The sequence below is a fragment of the Bacillus sp. H1a genome (assembly GCF_000633475.1).
GTDB lineage: Bacteria > Bacillota > Bacilli > Bacillales > Bacillaceae_G > Bacillus_A > Bacillus_A paramycoides.
The window spans coordinates 18,727-36,902 of the sequence record NZ_AYMH01000045.1 but is presented as its reverse complement, the minus strand read 5'-3'; the positions used below and the strand labels follow the sequence as shown (position 1 = coordinate 36,902).

The window sequence follows — 18,176 nt, the reverse complement described above, 5'->3', positions numbered from 1 at the left end:
CTTACTCGTTCAGCAACCTCTTGACAAACCCCCTTTCCATATAACATCATTTAATATATACGAAATAATCTGAAAAGGAGCGTTATGTATGCAGCGTTACCTTGCTCTATTATTAGCACTCATCCCTATTTCATTAGCTGTGCTTGGCATAAAGTTAATGAGAGACACTGTATTTGGGATTTTATTCTCTCCAATCCCTATATTATGGTTACAATTTTTAATCGGCGCTTTTTGCTTCGCACTTGGATTTTATATCTTTGGCGGCTTCGTTCTACATAGAGATCGTAAGAGAAATAAAGTACAGGCCCGCTTTAGAAGATAGAACAAATTTTTCACATATCCATAAACAAAAATGAGACCGTTATAATAGGTCTCATTTTTTTATCGATAATAAAGTTCTTGCTGTTTCAGGATAATCAGTTATAATCGCCGATATGTTCATATCAAAATATTTACGCATAAGCGTTTCTTCATTTATTGTGTAAGGACGAACCTCTACACCACTTTCCATCGTTAATTCAGCAATGGCATCTTGAAGATAACGATAATTTGGATGCACTGCTTTAGCACCCATTTTTTTCGCATATGCCCACGGGCTATGCAGACCTTCGCGATATAAAATAGCTGTTTGAATATCCGGAGCCATCATATGACACCGCTTCATACTGTAGTGATTAAAAGAAGAAAAAATAGTCCGATCCTCTAAACTAAACTTACGTACAAGTGTTATTACTTCTTCCTCTAAGCCTCTATATGGAATTGTATTATTTTTCAGTTCAATATTGAGTAGCAATTGCGTTTTTGTAAGCCATTCAAGCACCTCTTCTAATAGAGGGATTTTACAAAAACCTACTTTTCCGCTGAATTTATAACTTGCATCTAACTTACATAAATCTTCGTATAAATAATTCCGAACAGCACCTTTTCCATTCGTCGTTCGATTCACAGTATCATCATGGATGACGACAACTTTTCCATCTTTTGTTAATTGAACATCAAGTTCAATTCCGTCTGCCCCGAAAGCCTCCGCTGCTTCAAATGAAATCATTGTATTTTCCGGGTATGTTCCCGCCGCACCACGATGTGCAAATATAAGAGTCATCCTCACTCCCCCAATCTTATGCTATACTATACGAAAAAGGAGGTACTTCTATGAGACCATTACAAATTTCTCCAGACACTGCAGTCCGCCTATCAAAAGCGTTAGGTGTTCCACTTGAACAGCTTATGCATATGCCACAACACATTTTAATTCAAAAGTTAGTTGAATTAGAAAAACAAAATAAAGACGAAGAATAATATGGTCCTGTTTTGCAGGGCTTTTTATTATAATCTATATTTCTTCTTTCATTATATCACGGATAACTTACCCACTAAAATTACGAATGCATAGAACACCAAAACAAAAAGCCCCTATAGAGAAGCTTTTTTCTACAAATTGCAAATTTTAATTTCCCCCAACATATTGAAGGTCTCCAGATTTGTGTAATTCACCTGTTACTCCATCTCCAAAATTATTTAAAGAAAAAGTTTGCTCTTCTAGCGGATCCATAACTCCTGTAGCTTTTCCGATATTACCACCTTGTAGTTTCCAGAAGTAGTTATGATCGTCCACAACTTTACTAAAATCTTTGTTTATCCATTTTTCAGCAATCGCTAAAAGTTCTTCTTTCGTTTCAAAAGTACTCTCATTTAAGATACTTCTTACTTTTTCAGCATTCTCTTTAGACATCGGGATTGCTCCCCATTTTTGCTCAGCTATTACTTTTTGGTGGGTCATACTGTGCATCGCTTTAACTACTTCTTCTTCAGTAGAATCTTTTGTAATTTGAAGTTTCGCACTTGCGCCACCAATCTCACCAAACTGCGCTTCTTTTTCTTTTGGAACTGTTTTATATTCGCTTGTATCTATTTCAGCACTAGCTTGTTTGTCCGCCAGATTATCTGCAAGTTCCAACATTCCAAAAGTTATACCAACAGTAAGCCCAACTAAGCCTATTGCACATCCAATCCAAATTAAAATTTTCTTTTTCATATAATCCCCCAGTCATTTCCAGTTACTCCTTTAACAAATGCCATATCAAAAAATATCCCTTTATAGATAATTTTACTAAATATATGTTTTATTTTCCATATAAATCAATGAATCACCTTTCAATGTGTCATAATCATATTTCTTATGAAATACTACTTCAATATTATCCTTATAACAAAATAAAAGATCAACGAGTGTTTTAAACTCATCGATCTTTTATAAAAAAATTTATTTTGAATATACTACTCTCAGCTAGCCTTATGTTCAAGTCTCAGCTTATCCGCAACCATTGCGATGAACTCGGAATTCGTAGGTTTTGCTTTTGACATGGATACTGTATAACCAAATAAGGACGAAATAGAATCAATATTCCCACGGCTCCAAGCCACTTCAATCGCATGGCGGATTGCGCGCTCGACACGACTTGCTGTTGTATTATATTTCTTTGCGATATCTGGATATAATACTTTTGTAATAGATCCTAGTAATTCGATATCATTGTACACCATAGAAATCGCCTCTCGTAAGTACATGTACCCTTTAATATGAGCGGGTACACCAATTTCATGAATGATACTTGTAATACTCGCATCTAAGTTTTTCGGTTTTCCATCTATTGTTGTTGCTGATCGGAAAGATGGCAATGGACGTTTAATGGTAGCATTTGCCTTACCACTCACTTGACGAATATGACCTGTTAAATTCTCCATATCAAATGGTTTTAATATGAAATATGAAGCACCTAAGTCAACTGCTTTTTTCGTCACATCTTCTTGCCCGAATGCTGTCAACATAATTACGCTAGGCTGTCTTAGCCTTTCAATATGTCGCATTTTCTCTAGCACAGCTAGACCATCTAAATGTGGCATAATAATGTCTAAAACAAGAACATCAGGCTGCTTGTCTTTTAATAAATTTAAACACTCTTGGCCATTGTAAGCAGTTCCGATAACTTCCATATCATCTTGAGCAGCAACATAACTCTCTAGCATTGATACCAATTCCTTATTATCATCCACAAGACATACTTTAATTTTTTCCACAGCTTTTCCTCCCTTACCGAATCGATTCTTCCGACATGTGTAAGCTTCTAGGCTACATGAATTGTTCGACAATTGTGTGAAAATTCCCTTTTAAAGTTTCTTACTTTCCGATAAAATCACAAAAAAATATGTTTATCGTTCATTTTTTTCTTTCGCAACACATTCCATCATAGAATTATAGCGAAACGTTCAACCCTTTGCTTATATTTTACAACAAAAAACAGCTCTTGCGGAGCTTTTACAAAATTTCAACGAATTTTTCAATAGAAAAGCGAGCTAATATGTATTAGCTCGCTTTTCTTTCTTGATCATAAATATTAATTCCAGCTTCATGTAACATCCATTCAATATGAACACCGTATCCTGACGTTGGATCATTTACAAATACATGTGTAACAGCACCAATTACTTTTCCATTTTGTACAATTGGACTTCCACTCATCCCTTGTACAATGCCACCTGTTTTCGCTAACAAGCGTTTATCTGTCACTTTTATAACCATACCTTTTGTAGCTGGGAACTTTTGCGGTACTGTGCTAACAACTTCAATATCAAATGCTTCTACTTTATCTTGGTCAATAACTGTTAATATTTTCGCTGGCCCTTCTTTTACTTGATGGGATAATGCGATAGGCATTGCTTTATCCATTATACCGTTTGTCATATTTGTGTTCAATTTCCCAAAAATACCAAACGGACTATTTACTGTAATATTACCAATCACTTCACGGTCTGGTGAAAATCTTGCTAATTTTTCCCCTGGGTTCCCGTGACTCCCTCTTTCAATAGACGTTACTGTCGAACGCATAATTTGTCCATCTTCTACTTGAATCGGCTTTTTTGTATCATTATCAGAAATCACATGACCAAGCGCCCCATATTTCATGGAATCTGGATGTACAAATGTCATCGTTCCGATACCAGCTGCTGAATCACGAATATATAGTCCAATTCGGTAAGAGGATTCGCCAGTGTCTTTTTGTGGTGTTAACTTAGTGCGAATGTATTTTCCATCTCTTAATAAAACAAGATTAAGCGGTTCACCTGTTTCTCCACTATTATGAATAAATGGTGCTACATCGCTCATTCTCTCAATTGTTTTACCATTAATTTCAGTAATCATATCCCCAATCTGTACACCAGCTGTTTCACCAGGAGATACTTTACCCTTTTCAGTTTGAATTAAATGATGGCCTACAACAAGTACACCTTTTGTGTTCAATTTCACACCAATCGATTGTCCACCTGGGATAACTTTAAAATCTTTTAATACTTTCACATTTACTTTTTTCACTGGAAAACCAGCGAGTTGAAACACCATATCAGCTTCACCATTTTGGTGAGAATTTACCATAAGTTCTTGTTCATTTGAACTTACTGTAAATACATTACGATTTGTAGATGAGGCCTTAAAAACTGGTAATGATGCTATTTCTGATTGTTGTCCTTCAAAAACAACAAGTTGCTTCGGGGATGAAATAAACGTTCGAAGCGGTTTAAAACATCCGATAAAAACTAGAGAAACAAGGAGACAAAGACCTATTATTTTTCGAAATCTTTCTAATTTCAATTTGTTCACTCTCCTCGCTCCTACCCCACATTCAGCCTCTTGGCTTCACTTTTTAATCTCTCCTTGCAGTGCTTTATTTATAACCGGAAGAATTAAGAAATCGTCATTTGAGAAAAAAAGCTATCCATTACTGGATAGCCTCTGCTGTCTGCTTGAAATGATGTGCTTGCGTAAGTAATTCTTTCGCATGTTCTGTCGTTAAATCTGTAATTTCCACACCAGAAATCATTCGAGCAATTTCTGTTACTTTTTCATCCGTACTTAACACAGTAACGGATGTAATCGTCCGATCATTCGCCACTTGTTTTCTAATAAATAAATGCGAGTCCGCCATTGAAGCTACTTGAGGTAAGTGCGTAATACAAAGTACTTGCGAGTTTACTGATACACGATAAATTTTTTCCGCAATAGCCTGTGCAACCCGACCGCTCACACCCGTATCCACTTCATCAAAAATAACAGATGCAACACCTTGATGCTTAGAAAAAATGCTTTTTAAAGCTAAAATAATACGAGATAACTCTCCGCCAGAAGCGACCTTTGAAAGTGGCTTTAACGGTTCACCTGGGTTCGTTGAAATATAAAACTCCACATGATCGTAGCCATCCGCCGTAAGTTTCACCGGTGTTCCTTCTACAAGAGGTTCTTCTGCGTTCCCTTCCCTCTTCATGATTCTCACTTCAAATTTCGTTTTTTCCATATATAGTTCTTTTAACTCTTGATGAATTGCGCTTGTAAGATGATTTGCAAGTTCATGACGCATATCACTTAACAACGTTGCCTCTTTTAGAATAACAACTTCTAATTCCTTTAACTGCTTTCTCGTCGTTTCAATATGTACGTCTTTATTTTCAATCGTAAAAATTTCTTGTTCAATTTTATCTGCATACGCTAAAATCTCTTCTACAGTATTTCCATACTTTCTCTTTAACATACGGATTTCATTCAAACGCGTTTCAATTTCATCTAAACGTTTCGGATCATATTCCATCATATCTAACTTTTCTCTAAGCTGATATGCAACTTCTTCTAATAAGTAATAGCTATTTGCAATTGAATCATGATTTTCTTGATACGCTTCATCTAAGTGCGTAATACTCTCCATTTGTGCCATTGCATTTCTTACATGATCTAACCCCTGTCCGTCCGAACTTAACGAACGATACGCATCTCCTAACGCTTTATAAATCTTTTCAAAATTGGAGATTTTTAATCGTTCCTCAGTCAATTCATATTCTTCATCCATTTTTAAATCCGCTTTACGAATTTCTTCATGTTGGAATTGAATTAAATCTAGACGATGGGCCATTTGTTGTTCATTTTCACTTAAAGATTTCAACTGTTTTTTTAATTTCTCATAGTCTGCGTATACATTTTGATATACGTCCAATTGTTTAACAATACGATCTCCATCAAAATGATCGAGCATAAACATATGACGTTCTTCATTCATTAAATCTTGCGTTTCATGCTGTCCATGAATATCAACAAGCGTTTTCCCAATCTCTTTTAATATGCTGAGTGTAACAAGTTTCCCATTTACACGACATACACTTTTTCCGTTCGCAGCAATATCACGCTTCAAAATGATCATGCCATCTTCTATTTCTATATCTAACTCTTCTGCCTTTGCGATACACGGATGCTTATCATCTTCTACATAGAATAATCCCTCTATCTCAGCCTTTTCTGTTCCGTATCGAACAAATTCCGCTGAACCACGGCCACCAACAAGCAAACTAATTGCATCAATAATAATGGATTTTCCAGCTCCTGTTTCACCACTTAAAACAGTTAAACCTTTTTGGAAAGAAATATTTAATGCCTCAATAATAGCAAAGTTTCTAATCGATAATTCCGATAACAATGCCCCATTCACCTCGTTATTAACTAATCCCCTATTAAGGGCTTTTCTCAGTATTCTTCATTCAAATAGTTATACTATATGTCTATATGTATAAATTACTCTTCTAACCCGCTCCATTGTACCAAACATTTGTTTTACGGGTCAATCCACCTATTTTCTAACTTTATTCAAAAAAAAATAATGTATTATATTTGAAAATCCATATTTTTAGCCAATAAAAATATCTTGTTTACTTTCCACTTTGCAGAGGAAAGCAAACAAGATTTTTCTGTTACAGCATATTTAAGAAACGATCAGAGACAACACCTGTATCTTCAGGTGTACGGCAAATAATTAAGCAAGTATCATCACCACAAATGGTTCCGATGATCTCATCCCACTCTAAATGATCAATAAGTGCCCCAAGTGAATGAGCGTTACCAGGCAATGTTTTTAGCACAAGCATATGTCCTGCCGTGTCTAATTTTACAAATGAATCCACTAGATTTCGTTTTAATTTTTGCAACGGATTAAATCGTTGGTCTGCTGGCAAGCTATATTTATAGCGACCATCATGTAATGGCACCTTCACTAAGTGCAGTTCTTTAATATCGCGTGATACTGTTGCTTGCGTTACATTAAATCCCTCATTACGTAAAATATCAACTAGTTCATCTTGTGTTTCAATTTCTTTGTTCGCAATAATTTCCCTGATTTTAATATGGCGCTGACCTTTATTCATACATTTGCACCTCACACTATCTCTTACCATAGTTTAAACATTGGTATACTTCACTTATTTATGTTAACGTATAATCCGTTACTTGTACACAATTGTTTTTACAATCATTATACAATTACAACAAAAAGAGGAACAACATATGTTATTCCCCTTTCCCTTTTTGTTTTAAAACCTCATGTGCTTCTGTAACAACTTGCTCAATAGAAACTGGAGAATGATTTTCGCCATTCTCACGTTCACCGTGCCACTTTAGATGAATTAAAAATTCAATATTACCATCTCCACCTGTAATAGGTGAGAATGTTAAACCTTCTACATCATAGCCTTCTTTCAGAGCAAAATCGACAATCATTTCCACGACAGCCTCGTGTACTTTTCTATCACGAACAATACCTTTTTTTCCGACTTGTTCTCGCCCAGCTTCAAACTGCGGTTTAATTAATGCCGCTACATCACCATTTTGCATAAGCATTGTTTTTAAAACCGGCAATATAAGCTTTAATGATATAAATGAAACATCGATACTTGCAAACTGAGGTAAACCACGCTCTAAATCTGCCGGTGTCACATAACGGAAGTTCGTTCGTTCCATCACAACAACACGCTCATCTTGACGCAATTTCCACGCAAGTTGATTATATCCTACATCTAATGCATAGGATAACTTCGCTCCATTTTGAAGCGCACAATCTGTAAAACCACCAGTTGATGAACCGATATCTATCATAACTTTATCTTGTAAATCAAGTTGAAATGTTTCTAATGCCTTTTCAAGCTTATAACCACCACGGCTTACATACGGCATAACTTGCCCTTTCACCGTAATCTCCGTATCTTGCGGAATTTTTTCCCCTGGCTTATCGAGTCTCATTTCATTCGCATATACAAGACCTGCCATAACAGCACGTTTAGCCTTCTCACGCGTTTCTATAAGTCCTCGATCTACTAATAGTACATCTACTCTTTCTTTTTTTACGCTCATTTGTTACGCCCTTTTTTGTTTTGATGGAATCATTGTATGAATACGGTCTACAACAGCATCTGTCGTTAAACCAATTTCTTCCAATAATTTTGTTACACTTCCGTGCTCTATGAAACGGTCTGGAATACCCATTCGTTCAATTAATGCACTATGGTATCCGTTCTCAGACGCAAATTCAGCTACTCCCGTTCCAAAACCACCGATTAAACAAGCTTCTTCAATCGTTAAAATCGGTATATTCTTTCCTAAGAGATCATGTAAATACGCTTCATCCATTGGTTTAATAAAGCGAGCGTTCACTACTTTCACTGAAACTCCAGCCTTTTCAAGAAGCTCAGCTGCTTCCATTGCCATTGGAATCGTCGTACCAAATGTTAAAATCGCTGCTTGTGTACCTTCTTTTAACGTTTCCCACGTACCAATTGGAATCGCCTTTAATTCTTCATCCATATGAACCCCAAGTCCATTACCACGTGCATAACGTAAAGCGATTGGTCCGTCTTCGTATTGCATCGCCGTATATACTAAATGTTGCCCTTCATTTTCATCTTTTGGCATCATCAACACGATATTCGGTAAGTGACGTAAAAATGAGATGTCAAATACACCTTGATGTGTTTCACCATCTGCTCCTACTAATCCAGAGCGATCTATTCCAATGAAAACATTTAAATTTTGTCGGCATATATCATGAACAACTTGGTCATATGCTCTTTGTAAAAATGTTGAATAAATTGCTAAAAACGGCTTCATTCCTTGCGTTGCCATACCTGCTGCCATTGTAGTAGCATGCTGTTCTGCAATACCTACATCAATCATGCGATCTGGGAATTCTTTTTGGAATTTCTCAAGTTTCGATCCAACAGGCATCGCAGGCGTAATTGCAACGATACGTTCATCCGTTCTCGCTAGCTTAAGCACTGTTTCACTAACAACAGCACTCCATGCCGGTGCAACTTCCTTCGGCTTAACAAAGTCACCTGATTCAATTTTATAAGGTCCTGTTCCATGCCAAGTTCCAATAACGTCACTCTCAGCTGGTTTATAACCTTTTCCTTTTTTCGTAATAACATGAACAAGTACTGGGCCTTTTGTTTTCTTTGCATATTGCAACGTTTCGAATAACTTTTCATAATCATGCCCATCGACCGGACCTAAATATGTAAAGCCTAATTCTTCAAAAAAGACACCTGATACTAATAAATATTTTAGACTATCCTTTATTTTTTCTGCTGTCGCAGCCACTTTCCCACCGACTGCTGGGATTTTCTTCAATATATACTCCAGCTCATCTTTCACCCAATGGTATTTCCCTGCAGTACGTAAACGACCAAGTACATTATGAAGTGCACCGACGTTCGGTGCGATTGACATTTCATTGTCATTCAAAATAACAATCATGTCTGTTTTTTCATGCCCAATATGGTTCAATGCTTCTAAAGCCATTCCGCCCGTTAAAGCACCATCTCCAATGATTGGTATAACATATTCTTTCGTTTTCTTTATATCACGCGCAAGAGCCATCCCCATCGCAGCAGATAGTGACGTCGAGCTATGGCCAGTTTCCCATACATCATGCTCACTCTCACAGCGTTTTGGGAAACCACATAAACCTTGGTATTGTCTTAATGTGCCAAATTCTTTCGCACGCCCGGTTAAAATTTTATGTACATAGGATTGATGTCCTACGTCCCATAAAAATTTATCTTTCGGACTATCAAATAATTTATGCAGAGCAATTGTGAGTTCTACTACACCTAAATTAGGTGCAATATGTCCACCTGTTTGAGAGAGCTCTTCAATTAAAAACTTACGAATATCCTCACTCAATCCCTCTAGTTCACTGATAGACATATCTTTCAAAAAACTAGGGTTTTGAATTTGCGTTAGATCCACATGGATCACTCACTTTCATTTCATAATCTGTCAACATGTCAAATAGTGTAAGAAACATTTACGCAACACAAGAAATTCTCTTTTCTATTCTTTTTATCTTGTCCTGTTTCAGAAAATACTTCCATTTTTTCACTTACCCTATTATACATCATATTTCTTTACGCGATGAAAAAATAGCCGCTAACACGAAGTGATAACGGCAATGTAATCTACATATATTTTTGCCAATAACAAGAAAAGAAAAACCTTTTCCTACATTTATATCATAAAATGATGAATGACTCAACAAATGAAAACGCTGTTATATTAGTTATTACGTTTTGCGATCAAATCACAAATAGATAGTAAATATTCATCTTGTAATTGTAAAGAGTTAATAGCATCTTTTGCTTTTGCAATCGTTTCCTCTAAAATAGATTTTGCTCTATCTACAGTAAATAACGTCGTATATGTGCTCTTTTCATTGGAAGCATCACTACCAATCGGTTTGCCAATCTCTTCTTCTGTACCTTCCACATCTAAAATATCATCTCTAATTTGGAAAGCTAGACCGATATATTTCGCAAATGTAAGTAACTTCTCTTCCTGCTCTTCTGTAGCATCAGAAAGTATCGCTCCTGCAAGTACAGCAAATTCAAGCAGTTTTCCTGTCTTATGCTTATGGATGTACTCTAATTCATTAATTGTAAGTCGTTTTCCTTCAGCTTCCATATCTGCCACTTGTCCAGCAACCATTCCTTCAGGTCCTGCTGCTTTCGCAAGCTCAAGTACAAGTCTTACTTTTTTTTCAGCAGAGATTTCTTTTGGCTCATATGCCATAATAACTTGAAAAGCATATGTCAACAAACCATCTCCTGCTAAAACCGCCATTGCTTCACCAAACACTTTATGATTTGTGGGCTTTCCTCGTCTTAGATCATCATCATCCATACAAGGTAAATCATCATGAATTAACGAATATGTATGAATCATTTCAAGGGCACAAGCTGCACCCACGCCAAGATTTCTTTCTTTCCCAAACGCTTGTAACGTTGCAAATAAAAGTAACGGGCGGAGACGTTTTCCACCCGCTTCCAAAGAATATGCCATCGCTTCACGAAGCACATTTGGACATTGTAATTCATTTGCATAGCTTACAAGCTTTTCTTCTACGAAAGTTTTACTCTCTTTCAAAAAAGCATCAAAAGCTATATGTGTCACTATGCTTCATCTCCTAAAGCAGTAAACGGTTCAAGCTCTCCATCTTCCCCAAGGATAACTGCCATTTGTTCTTGTACATCTTTCAATTTCTCATCACAAAGCTTAGATAACTCCATGCCTTCTTTAAAATAAGAAATTGCTTCTTCTAAAGGTACATCACCTTGTTCAAGCTTAGAAACGAGATGCTCAAGCTGCGAAATTGCTTCTTCAAAGCTTAACTTATTTTCCATTATTCAATTCACGCTCCTCTATGCTCGATACGCTACAATCTAGTATTCCATCTTGTAATTGAACCGAAACAGCATCTCCAAGGTTAACATCTTTCACACTTTTTAATACTTGTTTCTCTTCATCGTATACAAGCCCATACCCTCTCATCATTACTTTAAGCGGGCTTAATGCTTCAAGCTTTTGAGCCGCTCTCACAAATGCGAACTCCTTCGTTTGAAGTAATGTTTGCATTTCACGTTGCAATTGCTTTTGCAACGTTTCAATTGCAGTTTTCGTTTGTATAATTTTTTGAGATGGGTGGTGCTTCTCTAAATAAAATGAAAGTTGCTTTAATTGATTTACTTTTTTATCTATATAACGCTCTTTCGCTAAAACAAGTTGTTCAAGAGCCCTATCTAACTGCTCTTCTTTTTGTTCGTACACTTGCCTTGGATAACGGAACGCATAAGATTTTTGTAACACTTGTAGTTTTTCTTCTTTTTTATGTACCATCTCTCTCATCGCTCTTTGCAAGCGGAGAGTTCTTTGTAGCACTTTCTCTTGCAATTCAAGAATATTAGGTGCCGCAAGTTCTGCTGCTGCAGTCGGTGTAGGTGCACGCAAATCAGCAACAAAATCAGCAATTGTAAAATCCGTTTCATGTCCTACAGCTGAAATAATTGGAATTTCACTTGTAAAAATAGCTCTTGCAACTAATTCCTCATTAAAGGCCCATAATTCTTCAATAGAGCCCCCACCACGCCCAACAATTAAAACATCAATATCTCCCATTTCATTCGCTGTGCGAATTGCTTGTACAATTGAGGGAGCCGCTGACTCCCCTTGTACAAGTACAGGAAACACAATAACGTTTCCAATTGGATAACGACGTTTAATCGTTGTTATAATATCGCGAATTGCTGCTCCTGTTGGCGACGTTATAACACCAATTGTTTTTGCATACGCAGGGATTGGACGCTTATAAACTTGAGAAAACAACCCTTCTTCTTCTAAACGGACTTTTAATTGTTCATAAGCTAAATGAAGATTTCCAACTCCATCAGGTTGCATGTCTTGAATATAAATTTGATAAGAACCACTCGCCTCATAAACGGAAATTTTTCCTTTTACAAGTACTTTCATTCCATTTTCAGGTCTGAATTTAATGTTACGATTATGACCCGCAAACATAACCGCTGCAATTCTTGCATTTTCATCTTTCAATGTAAAATACATATGACCACGGCTATGATATTTAAAGTTGGAAATTTCTCCTTTTAACCAAACAGACTGCAAATGCGGGTCGTACTCTATTTTTGTTTTTATATAGCGTGTTAATGCTGTAACGGTTAAATATTGTTTCTCCATTGCTCTCTCCTCATAGCCGATTCAAATTATTTACAAACAACACCTGCACGCTTTGCAGATTCAACAGTGTTGTGAAGTAGCATTGTAATAGTCATTGGGCCAACTCCTTTTGGTACAGGCGTAATGTAACCCGCAATGTCCAATACATTATCAAAATCAACATCACCACAAAGCTTTCCTGTTTCCAAACGATTTACACCGACATCAATTACAACCGCACCTTCTTTAATATAATCAGCTGTTACCATTTTCGGTCTTCCAACGGCTACGATTAAAATATCAGCTAACTTCGATAATTCTTTAATATTTTGCGTCTTAGAATGACAATATGTGACAGTTGCATTTTCATTTAAAAACAGTTGTCCCACTGGTTTACCGACAATATTACTTCTTCCAATGACAACGACATGCTTTCCAGAAATATCAAGATTTGTTTCTTTTACTAATTCCACAATACCGTGCGGTGTGCATGGTAGGAATGTATCTTGTCCCGTCATCATACGTCCCACGCTAATTGGGTGAAATCCATCTACATCCTTTTCAGGTGAAATTCTTTCAATGATAGCTTTTTCTTCAATATGTTTTGGTAAAGGTAATTGTACTAATATGCCATTAATACGGTCGTCTCCATTTAAACGATCGATTTCAGCAAGCAAACGCTCCTCAGTAATCGTTTCAGGAAGTTCAATTAGCTCTGAATAGATTCCTACTTGCTCACAGCCTTTTTCTTTTCCTTTTACATAAGAACGAGATGCTGGATCTTCTCCAACTAAAATAACTGCTAATCCTGGTACAATCCCTTGCTCTTTTAACTTCACAACTTCTTCTTTTAATTGTGCTCGTTTTTTCTCCGCAACTTCATTTCCTTTGATGATTACTGCTACCATTTTAAGATTCCCCCTTAAAGAAATTACAGTGTATCTTTTATATTAGATAAAACGCCGTTAATAAAACGACGAGATTCCTCATCCCCAAATGTTTTAGCAATTTCAATTGCTTCGTTAATTGTTACATTGTGTGGAACTTCTTCCATGTATTTCATTTCATACACAGCTACACGTAAAATACTGCGATCAACAATACTAATACGTTCAAACTTCCACTTTTTTAAGTTTTGACGAATCGCTTCATCAATTACTTCTTTATTCTCTACAAAACCAACAACAAGTGATTCTAGAAACTCATTTGTTTCTTCACCTTCATCTAGCGTATTTTCCACCGCTACTTTCGGTTCTAATTCTCCTGTAATATCCATTTGATATAATGCTTGCATCGCTCTTTCTCTAGCCGTCCTACGTTTCATTGTAACTCTCCTTTATACTTCAAGTCTTTCCTTATGCTTTGTTATATTATTATAATTTATAAGCCGTCAATTCACTTACTCTTGCAGTTTTCATTGATTTTCCAACCTTATAATACAATGATAATAACACAATTTATCGTTTCACACACGGGGTACAAGGCTGAAAAATAATAAAAAGATTAACTTCAAGTTCCATATCTTATCACAATGTACGTTTTTTGGAAAAACGAAACATTTTCTTTTTTATTTCTTATTTTTTGAAATAGTATAATAATTAGAGGGTTTTAATTTGTGAAGAAATGAAACGATAAAAAAGATGCCTATTTTACTAGGCACCTTTTTTCACTCTTACACTGGTTCGATTTCTGTTTTTTGTGTTTCGAATGTTACGCCAACGATGTGAACATTCACTTCTTTTGGCTCAAGTCCTGTCATTGTAAAGAGCGCTTGGCGAATATTGTCTTGAATTTTTTGTGCAACAACTGGAATTGCTACACCAAAATACATAACAACATAAAGGTCAACAATAATATCTTCGTTTGCTAATTCAACCTTTACACCTTTACCATGATTTTTCTTACCTAACTTCTCAACAACATCTGTAGCAAAATTACCACGCATTGCCGCTACACCTTCTACTTCAGCAGCTGCAATACCTGCAATTACTTCGATTACTTCTGGTGCAATTTCTACTTTTCCAAGAGTTGTATCTTGACCCATATCTAACATATGTTCAGCCATGAAAAAAACCTCCTTTAATGTATCACTGCGTCACAAGTTCATGCTCTTCCAAAAATTTCGTGTTAAACTCACCTTTTACAAAATCAGGATGATCTAGCAATTGCAAATGGAACGGGATTGTTGTATGTACGCCTTCAATGACAAATTCACTGAGCGCTCGCTTCATTTTTGCAATTGCCTCTTCACGTGTTTTTCCGTGAACAATTAATTTAGCAACCATCGAATCATAGAAAGGTGGAATTGAATATCCCGGATATACAGCTGAATCGACGCGAATACCAAATCCGCCTGGTGGTAAGTACATTTCTACTTTACCTGGAGATGGCATAAATTTTTTGGCAGGGTTTTCCGCATTAATTCGACATTCAATTGCCCAACCATTAAATTGTACTTCCTCTTGCTGTAACGATAACTTTTCTCCAGAAGCAACAAGAATTTGTTCTTTAATTAAATCCATCCCCGTTACCATTTCAGTAACTGGATGTTCAACTTGGATTCTCGTATTCATCTCCATGAAATAAAAGCTTTTCGTTTTATATTCATAAATAAACTCAACCGTACCAGCACCTGTATAATCAACCGCTACCGCCGCTTTAACTGCCGCTTCACCCATTTGCTTGCGAATGTTTTCATCAAGTGCAGGTGATGGACTTTCTTCTAATAGTTTTTGCAGACGGCGCTGAATTGTACAATCACGCTCTCCTAAATGAATGGCATTTCCGTGTGTATCTGCCATTATTTGAATCTCAACATGGCGGAAATCTTCAACGTACTTCTCTAAGTATACACCAGGGTTCCCAAAAGCGGTACTAGCTTCTTGCTGTGTAATTTGAATTCCTTTCACAAGCTCTTCTTCATGGCGTGCAACACGAATACCTTTTCCACCGCCACCTGCAGTCGCTTTAATAATAACTGGATATCCAATTTGATTAGCAAGCTTGATCGCTTCTTCGGTATTTTTAATAATCCCTTGTGAACCTGGTACAATCGGAACCCCTGCTTCTTTCATTGTATCACGTGCAACGTCTTTTGTGCCCATCTTTGAAATTGCTTCCGGACTTGGACCGATAAAAATCAAGTTACACTCACGGCATAATTCTGCAAAATCTGCATTCTCTGCTAAAAATCCGTATCCCGGATGAATTGCATCACAACCCGTCAATTTCGCAACGCTAATAATGTTCGTCAAATTTAAATAGCTTTCTTTCGAAATCGTTGGTCCAACACAATACGCTTCATCTGCAATTTGGACATGAAGTGACTCTTTGTCTGCTTCTGAATAAATTGCAACTGTTTCAATATCCATTTCTTTACAAGCACGAATAATTCGTACAGCAATTTCCCCACGATTGGCTATTAATACTTTTTTTATCATCACAAAGACTCCCTTATTACGCTTTTACAAGAAATAGCGGTTGTCCATACTCAACAAGCTGTCCGTTATTAACAAGAATTTCAACAATTTCGCCTTCTACATCTGCGTCAATTTCGTTAAATAACTTCATAGCCTCAACAATACATACGATAGAATCTTTCGATACTTTATCCCCAACACTTACATATTGAGGTGTATCAGGTGAAGAAGAAGAATAAAATGTTCCTACCATTGGTGATGTAATTTTATGTAGATTTTCATTTTGAACAGCTTTCTTCTCTTCTTGTTTTGCCACTTCTACTTGCGCTGCCGCTACTGTTGTTTCTACTTCAACAGGTGCCGCTGGTTGCACTACTTGTTGCGTTACCGGTGCTTGCATAGTAACAACTTCATTACCACGTTTTTTCATTTTGATTGTTGTACCATCTTTTTTGTATTCAAATTCATCAATATTAGAGCTATCAATTAATTTAATTAATTCACGAACTTCTTGAATTTTAAACATGTAAAATCCACTCCCATACTCTTGTTTGTCCCGTTTTTACAGATTGGCATCAATAAAACTGATTGACTGTAAAAATACGATGTATTCTATTAGACATTTCATTCCTATGACATTTACTAATAGAAATATTTACTATTCCCATCTTACGATAAATTTTTTAAACATTCCAATTTATATTTCTTTATTATAAATTGAAACTCCTGTAAAAATATTATTCCACTAAAAATTTATTACCTAGTAATAATACCAAGTTTCACACAAAATTGGCAAGACCACTTCCTAAAAAACATTCTTTACATTTTCAAAACTGTACAGTGTATACACGTAATCCCCTCAGTATTCTTCATTTTATCTACGGTAAAAAAACATATTTTTACCAAATATTATTTTTTTGTTTACGCGCCGTTCATTCTTCCTTCATAAAAGAATAGTATGTTCAAAGTGTAGAAAATTTATTGTAGTGAGGTGTGAACATATGATATGGCTCATTCTGTTCTTGCCTGCCGTAATGATTTGGACATTGGTCCTCTTCATCCACGTCAAATCCGGAAAAAGTAATCACCAGTATCATGAACCATTAATCTTTTACTCACAGCGTATTTCCCCGTTTCCAATTGAAAATACTAAATGCAGCTACAAAGATGAAATAGAAAAAAGCTATCGAAAGCGATAGCTTTTTTCTATTATTCTTTTTATCTAATTTAAAGTTTACTTTATTTTACTGATGGATCAAATTTTACCCCTACATCTTTTGAGCCGCCTTCACTTCTTACAAGCTGAATAATTTTATTCGCTTCTTTTTGTGAATGCTTTGCCGCTTTAACTGTGACTTTAATATCAGTTCCATCAGCTCTTACAAGAGCATCTTTATATCCACCTTGAGACTTAATCACTGTTTCAAGTAATTCTTGCTTCGTTTCCATTGTAGTGATTGCATCTAGATTATCTTTCGCTTTACTCTTTTCTTCTGCTGAAGATTTTGATGAATTCATTACACCTTGTAACTTTTCTTTTTCAACACTACGCTGATCTTCCATTTGCATACGTAAAGCTGTGAAATTCTCATCACTTGATTGAACTGTTACGTTAGCATCTTTTTTACTTGTTTCTTTTTTAGCATTCTCTTTTTTGTCTGTTTCTTTATTTGTAGTTTCCTTACTTGTACTTTCTTTTGTTGTCTCTTTATTCGTTGTTTCTTTTGTGACCGCTTTATCAGCACCTTGCTTTTCTTGTCCCATCTTTTCACTCGTTGTTGGTGCCGCATTATTCATTTTCTCAGGAGTTGTCACGTAATAAACAGATAGTACAACCACTAAACTTAACATCGTTAATAGCCAAACTGTTTGTTTTTTTAACACTT

The 18,176-nt window shown here is 36.1% G+C and carries 20 protein-coding genes; 3 read left to right on the top strand and 17 right to left on the bottom strand.

Annotated features, from left to right (window positions below):
- Positions 1-88 precede the first annotated feature (88 nt).
- Positions 89-322, top strand: coding sequence for a DUF2627 domain-containing protein (locus tag U860_RS0121165; protein ID WP_002173397.1), 234 nt, complete (start codon positions 89-91; stop codon positions 320-322).
- A gap of 51 nt (positions 323-373) precedes the next feature.
- Here U860_RS0121165 and U860_RS0121160 read toward each other — a convergent pair whose 3' ends face one another.
- Entirely contained in the window at positions 374-1,102 is a 729-nt protein-coding gene (locus U860_RS0121160) for a glycerophosphodiester phosphodiesterase (protein ID WP_025150077.1), read from the bottom strand.
- Between the two features lie 50 nt (positions 1,103-1,152).
- Between U860_RS0121160 and U860_RS31830 the strand changes: the two genes are divergently transcribed.
- Entirely contained in the window at positions 1,153-1,299 is a 147-nt protein-coding gene (locus tag U860_RS31830) for a YycC family protein (protein ID WP_001247671.1), read from the top strand.
- Between the two features lie 148 nt (positions 1,300-1,447).
- On the opposite strand, the gene U860_RS0121150 is transcribed toward U860_RS31830, so the two are convergent.
- The 15 genes from U860_RS0121150 to accB all read right to left on the bottom strand — a co-directional run bounded on the left by U860_RS0121150 (position 1,448) and on the right by accB (position 16,816).
- Positions 1,448-2,035, bottom strand: coding sequence for a PRK06770 family protein (locus tag U860_RS0121150; RefSeq protein ID WP_025150076.1), 588 nt, complete (start codon positions 2,033-2,035; stop codon positions 1,448-1,450).
- Between the two features lie 248 nt (positions 2,036-2,283).
- Complete coding sequence (spo0A, locus tag U860_RS0121145; protein WP_002173400.1) at positions 2,284-3,078, bottom strand: sporulation transcription factor Spo0A; 795 nt, start codon at positions 3,076-3,078, stop codon at positions 2,284-2,286.
- A gap of 286 nt (positions 3,079-3,364) precedes the next feature.
- Positions 3,365-4,657, bottom strand: a complete 1,293-nt coding sequence (spoIVB, locus tag U860_RS0121140) for a SpoIVB peptidase (protein ID WP_025150075.1) — start codon at positions 4,655-4,657, stop codon at positions 3,365-3,367.
- A gap of 118 nt (positions 4,658-4,775) precedes the next feature.
- Entirely contained in the window at positions 4,776-6,515 is a 1,740-nt protein-coding gene (gene recN, locus U860_RS0121135; protein ID WP_025150074.1) for a DNA repair protein RecN, read from the bottom strand.
- A gap of 271 nt (positions 6,516-6,786) precedes the next feature.
- Entirely contained in the window at positions 6,787-7,236 is a 450-nt protein-coding gene (gene argR, locus U860_RS0121130) for an arginine repressor ArgR (RefSeq protein ID WP_001032581.1), read from the bottom strand.
- A 142-nt stretch (positions 7,237-7,378) separates the two neighbouring features.
- Positions 7,379-8,218: a TlyA family RNA methyltransferase gene (locus U860_RS0121125; protein ID WP_025150073.1), complete on the bottom strand. Its 840-nt coding sequence runs from the start codon at positions 8,216-8,218 to the stop codon at positions 7,379-7,381.
- A gap of 3 nt (positions 8,219-8,221) precedes the next feature.
- Positions 8,222-10,114, bottom strand: a complete 1,893-nt coding sequence (gene dxs / locus U860_RS0121120; RefSeq protein WP_025150072.1) for a 1-deoxy-D-xylulose-5-phosphate synthase — start codon at positions 10,112-10,114, stop codon at positions 8,222-8,224.
- Positions 10,115-10,420: 306 nt separating this feature from the next.
- Entirely contained in the window at positions 10,421-11,314 is an 894-nt protein-coding gene (gene ispA / locus U860_RS0121115) for a (2E,6E)-farnesyl diphosphate synthase (protein WP_025150071.1), read from the bottom strand.
- Entirely contained in the window at positions 11,314-11,544 is a 231-nt protein-coding gene (xseB, locus tag U860_RS0121110; protein ID WP_002173406.1) for an exodeoxyribonuclease VII small subunit, read from the bottom strand. The genes ispA and xseB overlap by 1 nt, the downstream gene beginning before the upstream one ends.
- Positions 11,534-12,892, bottom strand: coding sequence for an exodeoxyribonuclease VII large subunit (gene xseA / locus U860_RS0121105; RefSeq protein ID WP_025150070.1), 1,359 nt, complete (start codon positions 12,890-12,892; stop codon positions 11,534-11,536). The genes xseB and xseA overlap by 11 nt, the downstream gene beginning before the upstream one ends.
- Before the next feature lie 26 nt (positions 12,893-12,918).
- On the bottom strand, positions 12,919-13,779 hold the full coding sequence (folD, locus tag U860_RS0121100; protein WP_025150069.1) for a bifunctional methylenetetrahydrofolate dehydrogenase/methenyltetrahydrofolate cyclohydrolase FolD: 861 nt from the start codon (positions 13,777-13,779) through the stop codon (positions 12,919-12,921).
- A 23-nt stretch (positions 13,780-13,802) separates the two neighbouring features.
- Complete coding sequence (gene nusB, locus U860_RS0121095; RefSeq protein WP_002173409.1) at positions 13,803-14,195, bottom strand: N utilization substance protein NusB; 393 nt, start codon at positions 14,193-14,195, stop codon at positions 13,803-13,805.
- 348 nt (positions 14,196-14,543) lie between these two features.
- The gene (locus tag U860_RS0121090; RefSeq protein ID WP_000807630.1) at positions 14,544-14,936 is read right to left on the bottom strand and encodes an Asp23/Gls24 family envelope stress response protein; all 393 of its coding nucleotides are present in this window, start codon (positions 14,934-14,936) and stop codon (positions 14,544-14,546) included.
- A gap of 22 nt (positions 14,937-14,958) precedes the next feature.
- A complete protein-coding gene (gene accC, locus U860_RS0121085; RefSeq protein ID WP_002173410.1) occupies positions 14,959-16,311 on the bottom strand; it encodes an acetyl-CoA carboxylase biotin carboxylase subunit in 1,353 nt (450 codons plus the stop codon).
- A 16-nt stretch (positions 16,312-16,327) separates the two neighbouring features.
- The gene (gene accB, locus U860_RS0121080) at positions 16,328-16,816 is read right to left on the bottom strand and encodes an acetyl-CoA carboxylase biotin carboxyl carrier protein (RefSeq protein WP_002173411.1); all 489 of its coding nucleotides are present in this window, start codon (positions 16,814-16,816) and stop codon (positions 16,328-16,330) included.
- Between the two features lie 475 nt (positions 16,817-17,291).
- Here accB and U860_RS33870 point away from each other — a divergent pair, with 475 nt between their 5' ends.
- Positions 17,292-17,489: a DNA recombination protein RecO gene (locus U860_RS33870; protein ID WP_081806845.1), complete on the top strand. Its 198-nt coding sequence runs from the start codon at positions 17,292-17,294 to the stop codon at positions 17,487-17,489.
- Positions 17,490-17,529: 40 nt separating this feature from the next.
- Here the strand turns inward: U860_RS33870 and U860_RS0121075 are convergent, their stop codons facing one another.
- The gene (locus tag U860_RS0121075; RefSeq protein ID WP_025150068.1) at positions 17,530-18,174 is read right to left on the bottom strand and encodes a SpoIIIAH-like family protein; all 645 of its coding nucleotides are present in this window, start codon (positions 18,172-18,174) and stop codon (positions 17,530-17,532) included.
- Positions 18,175-18,176 lie beyond the last annotated feature (2 nt).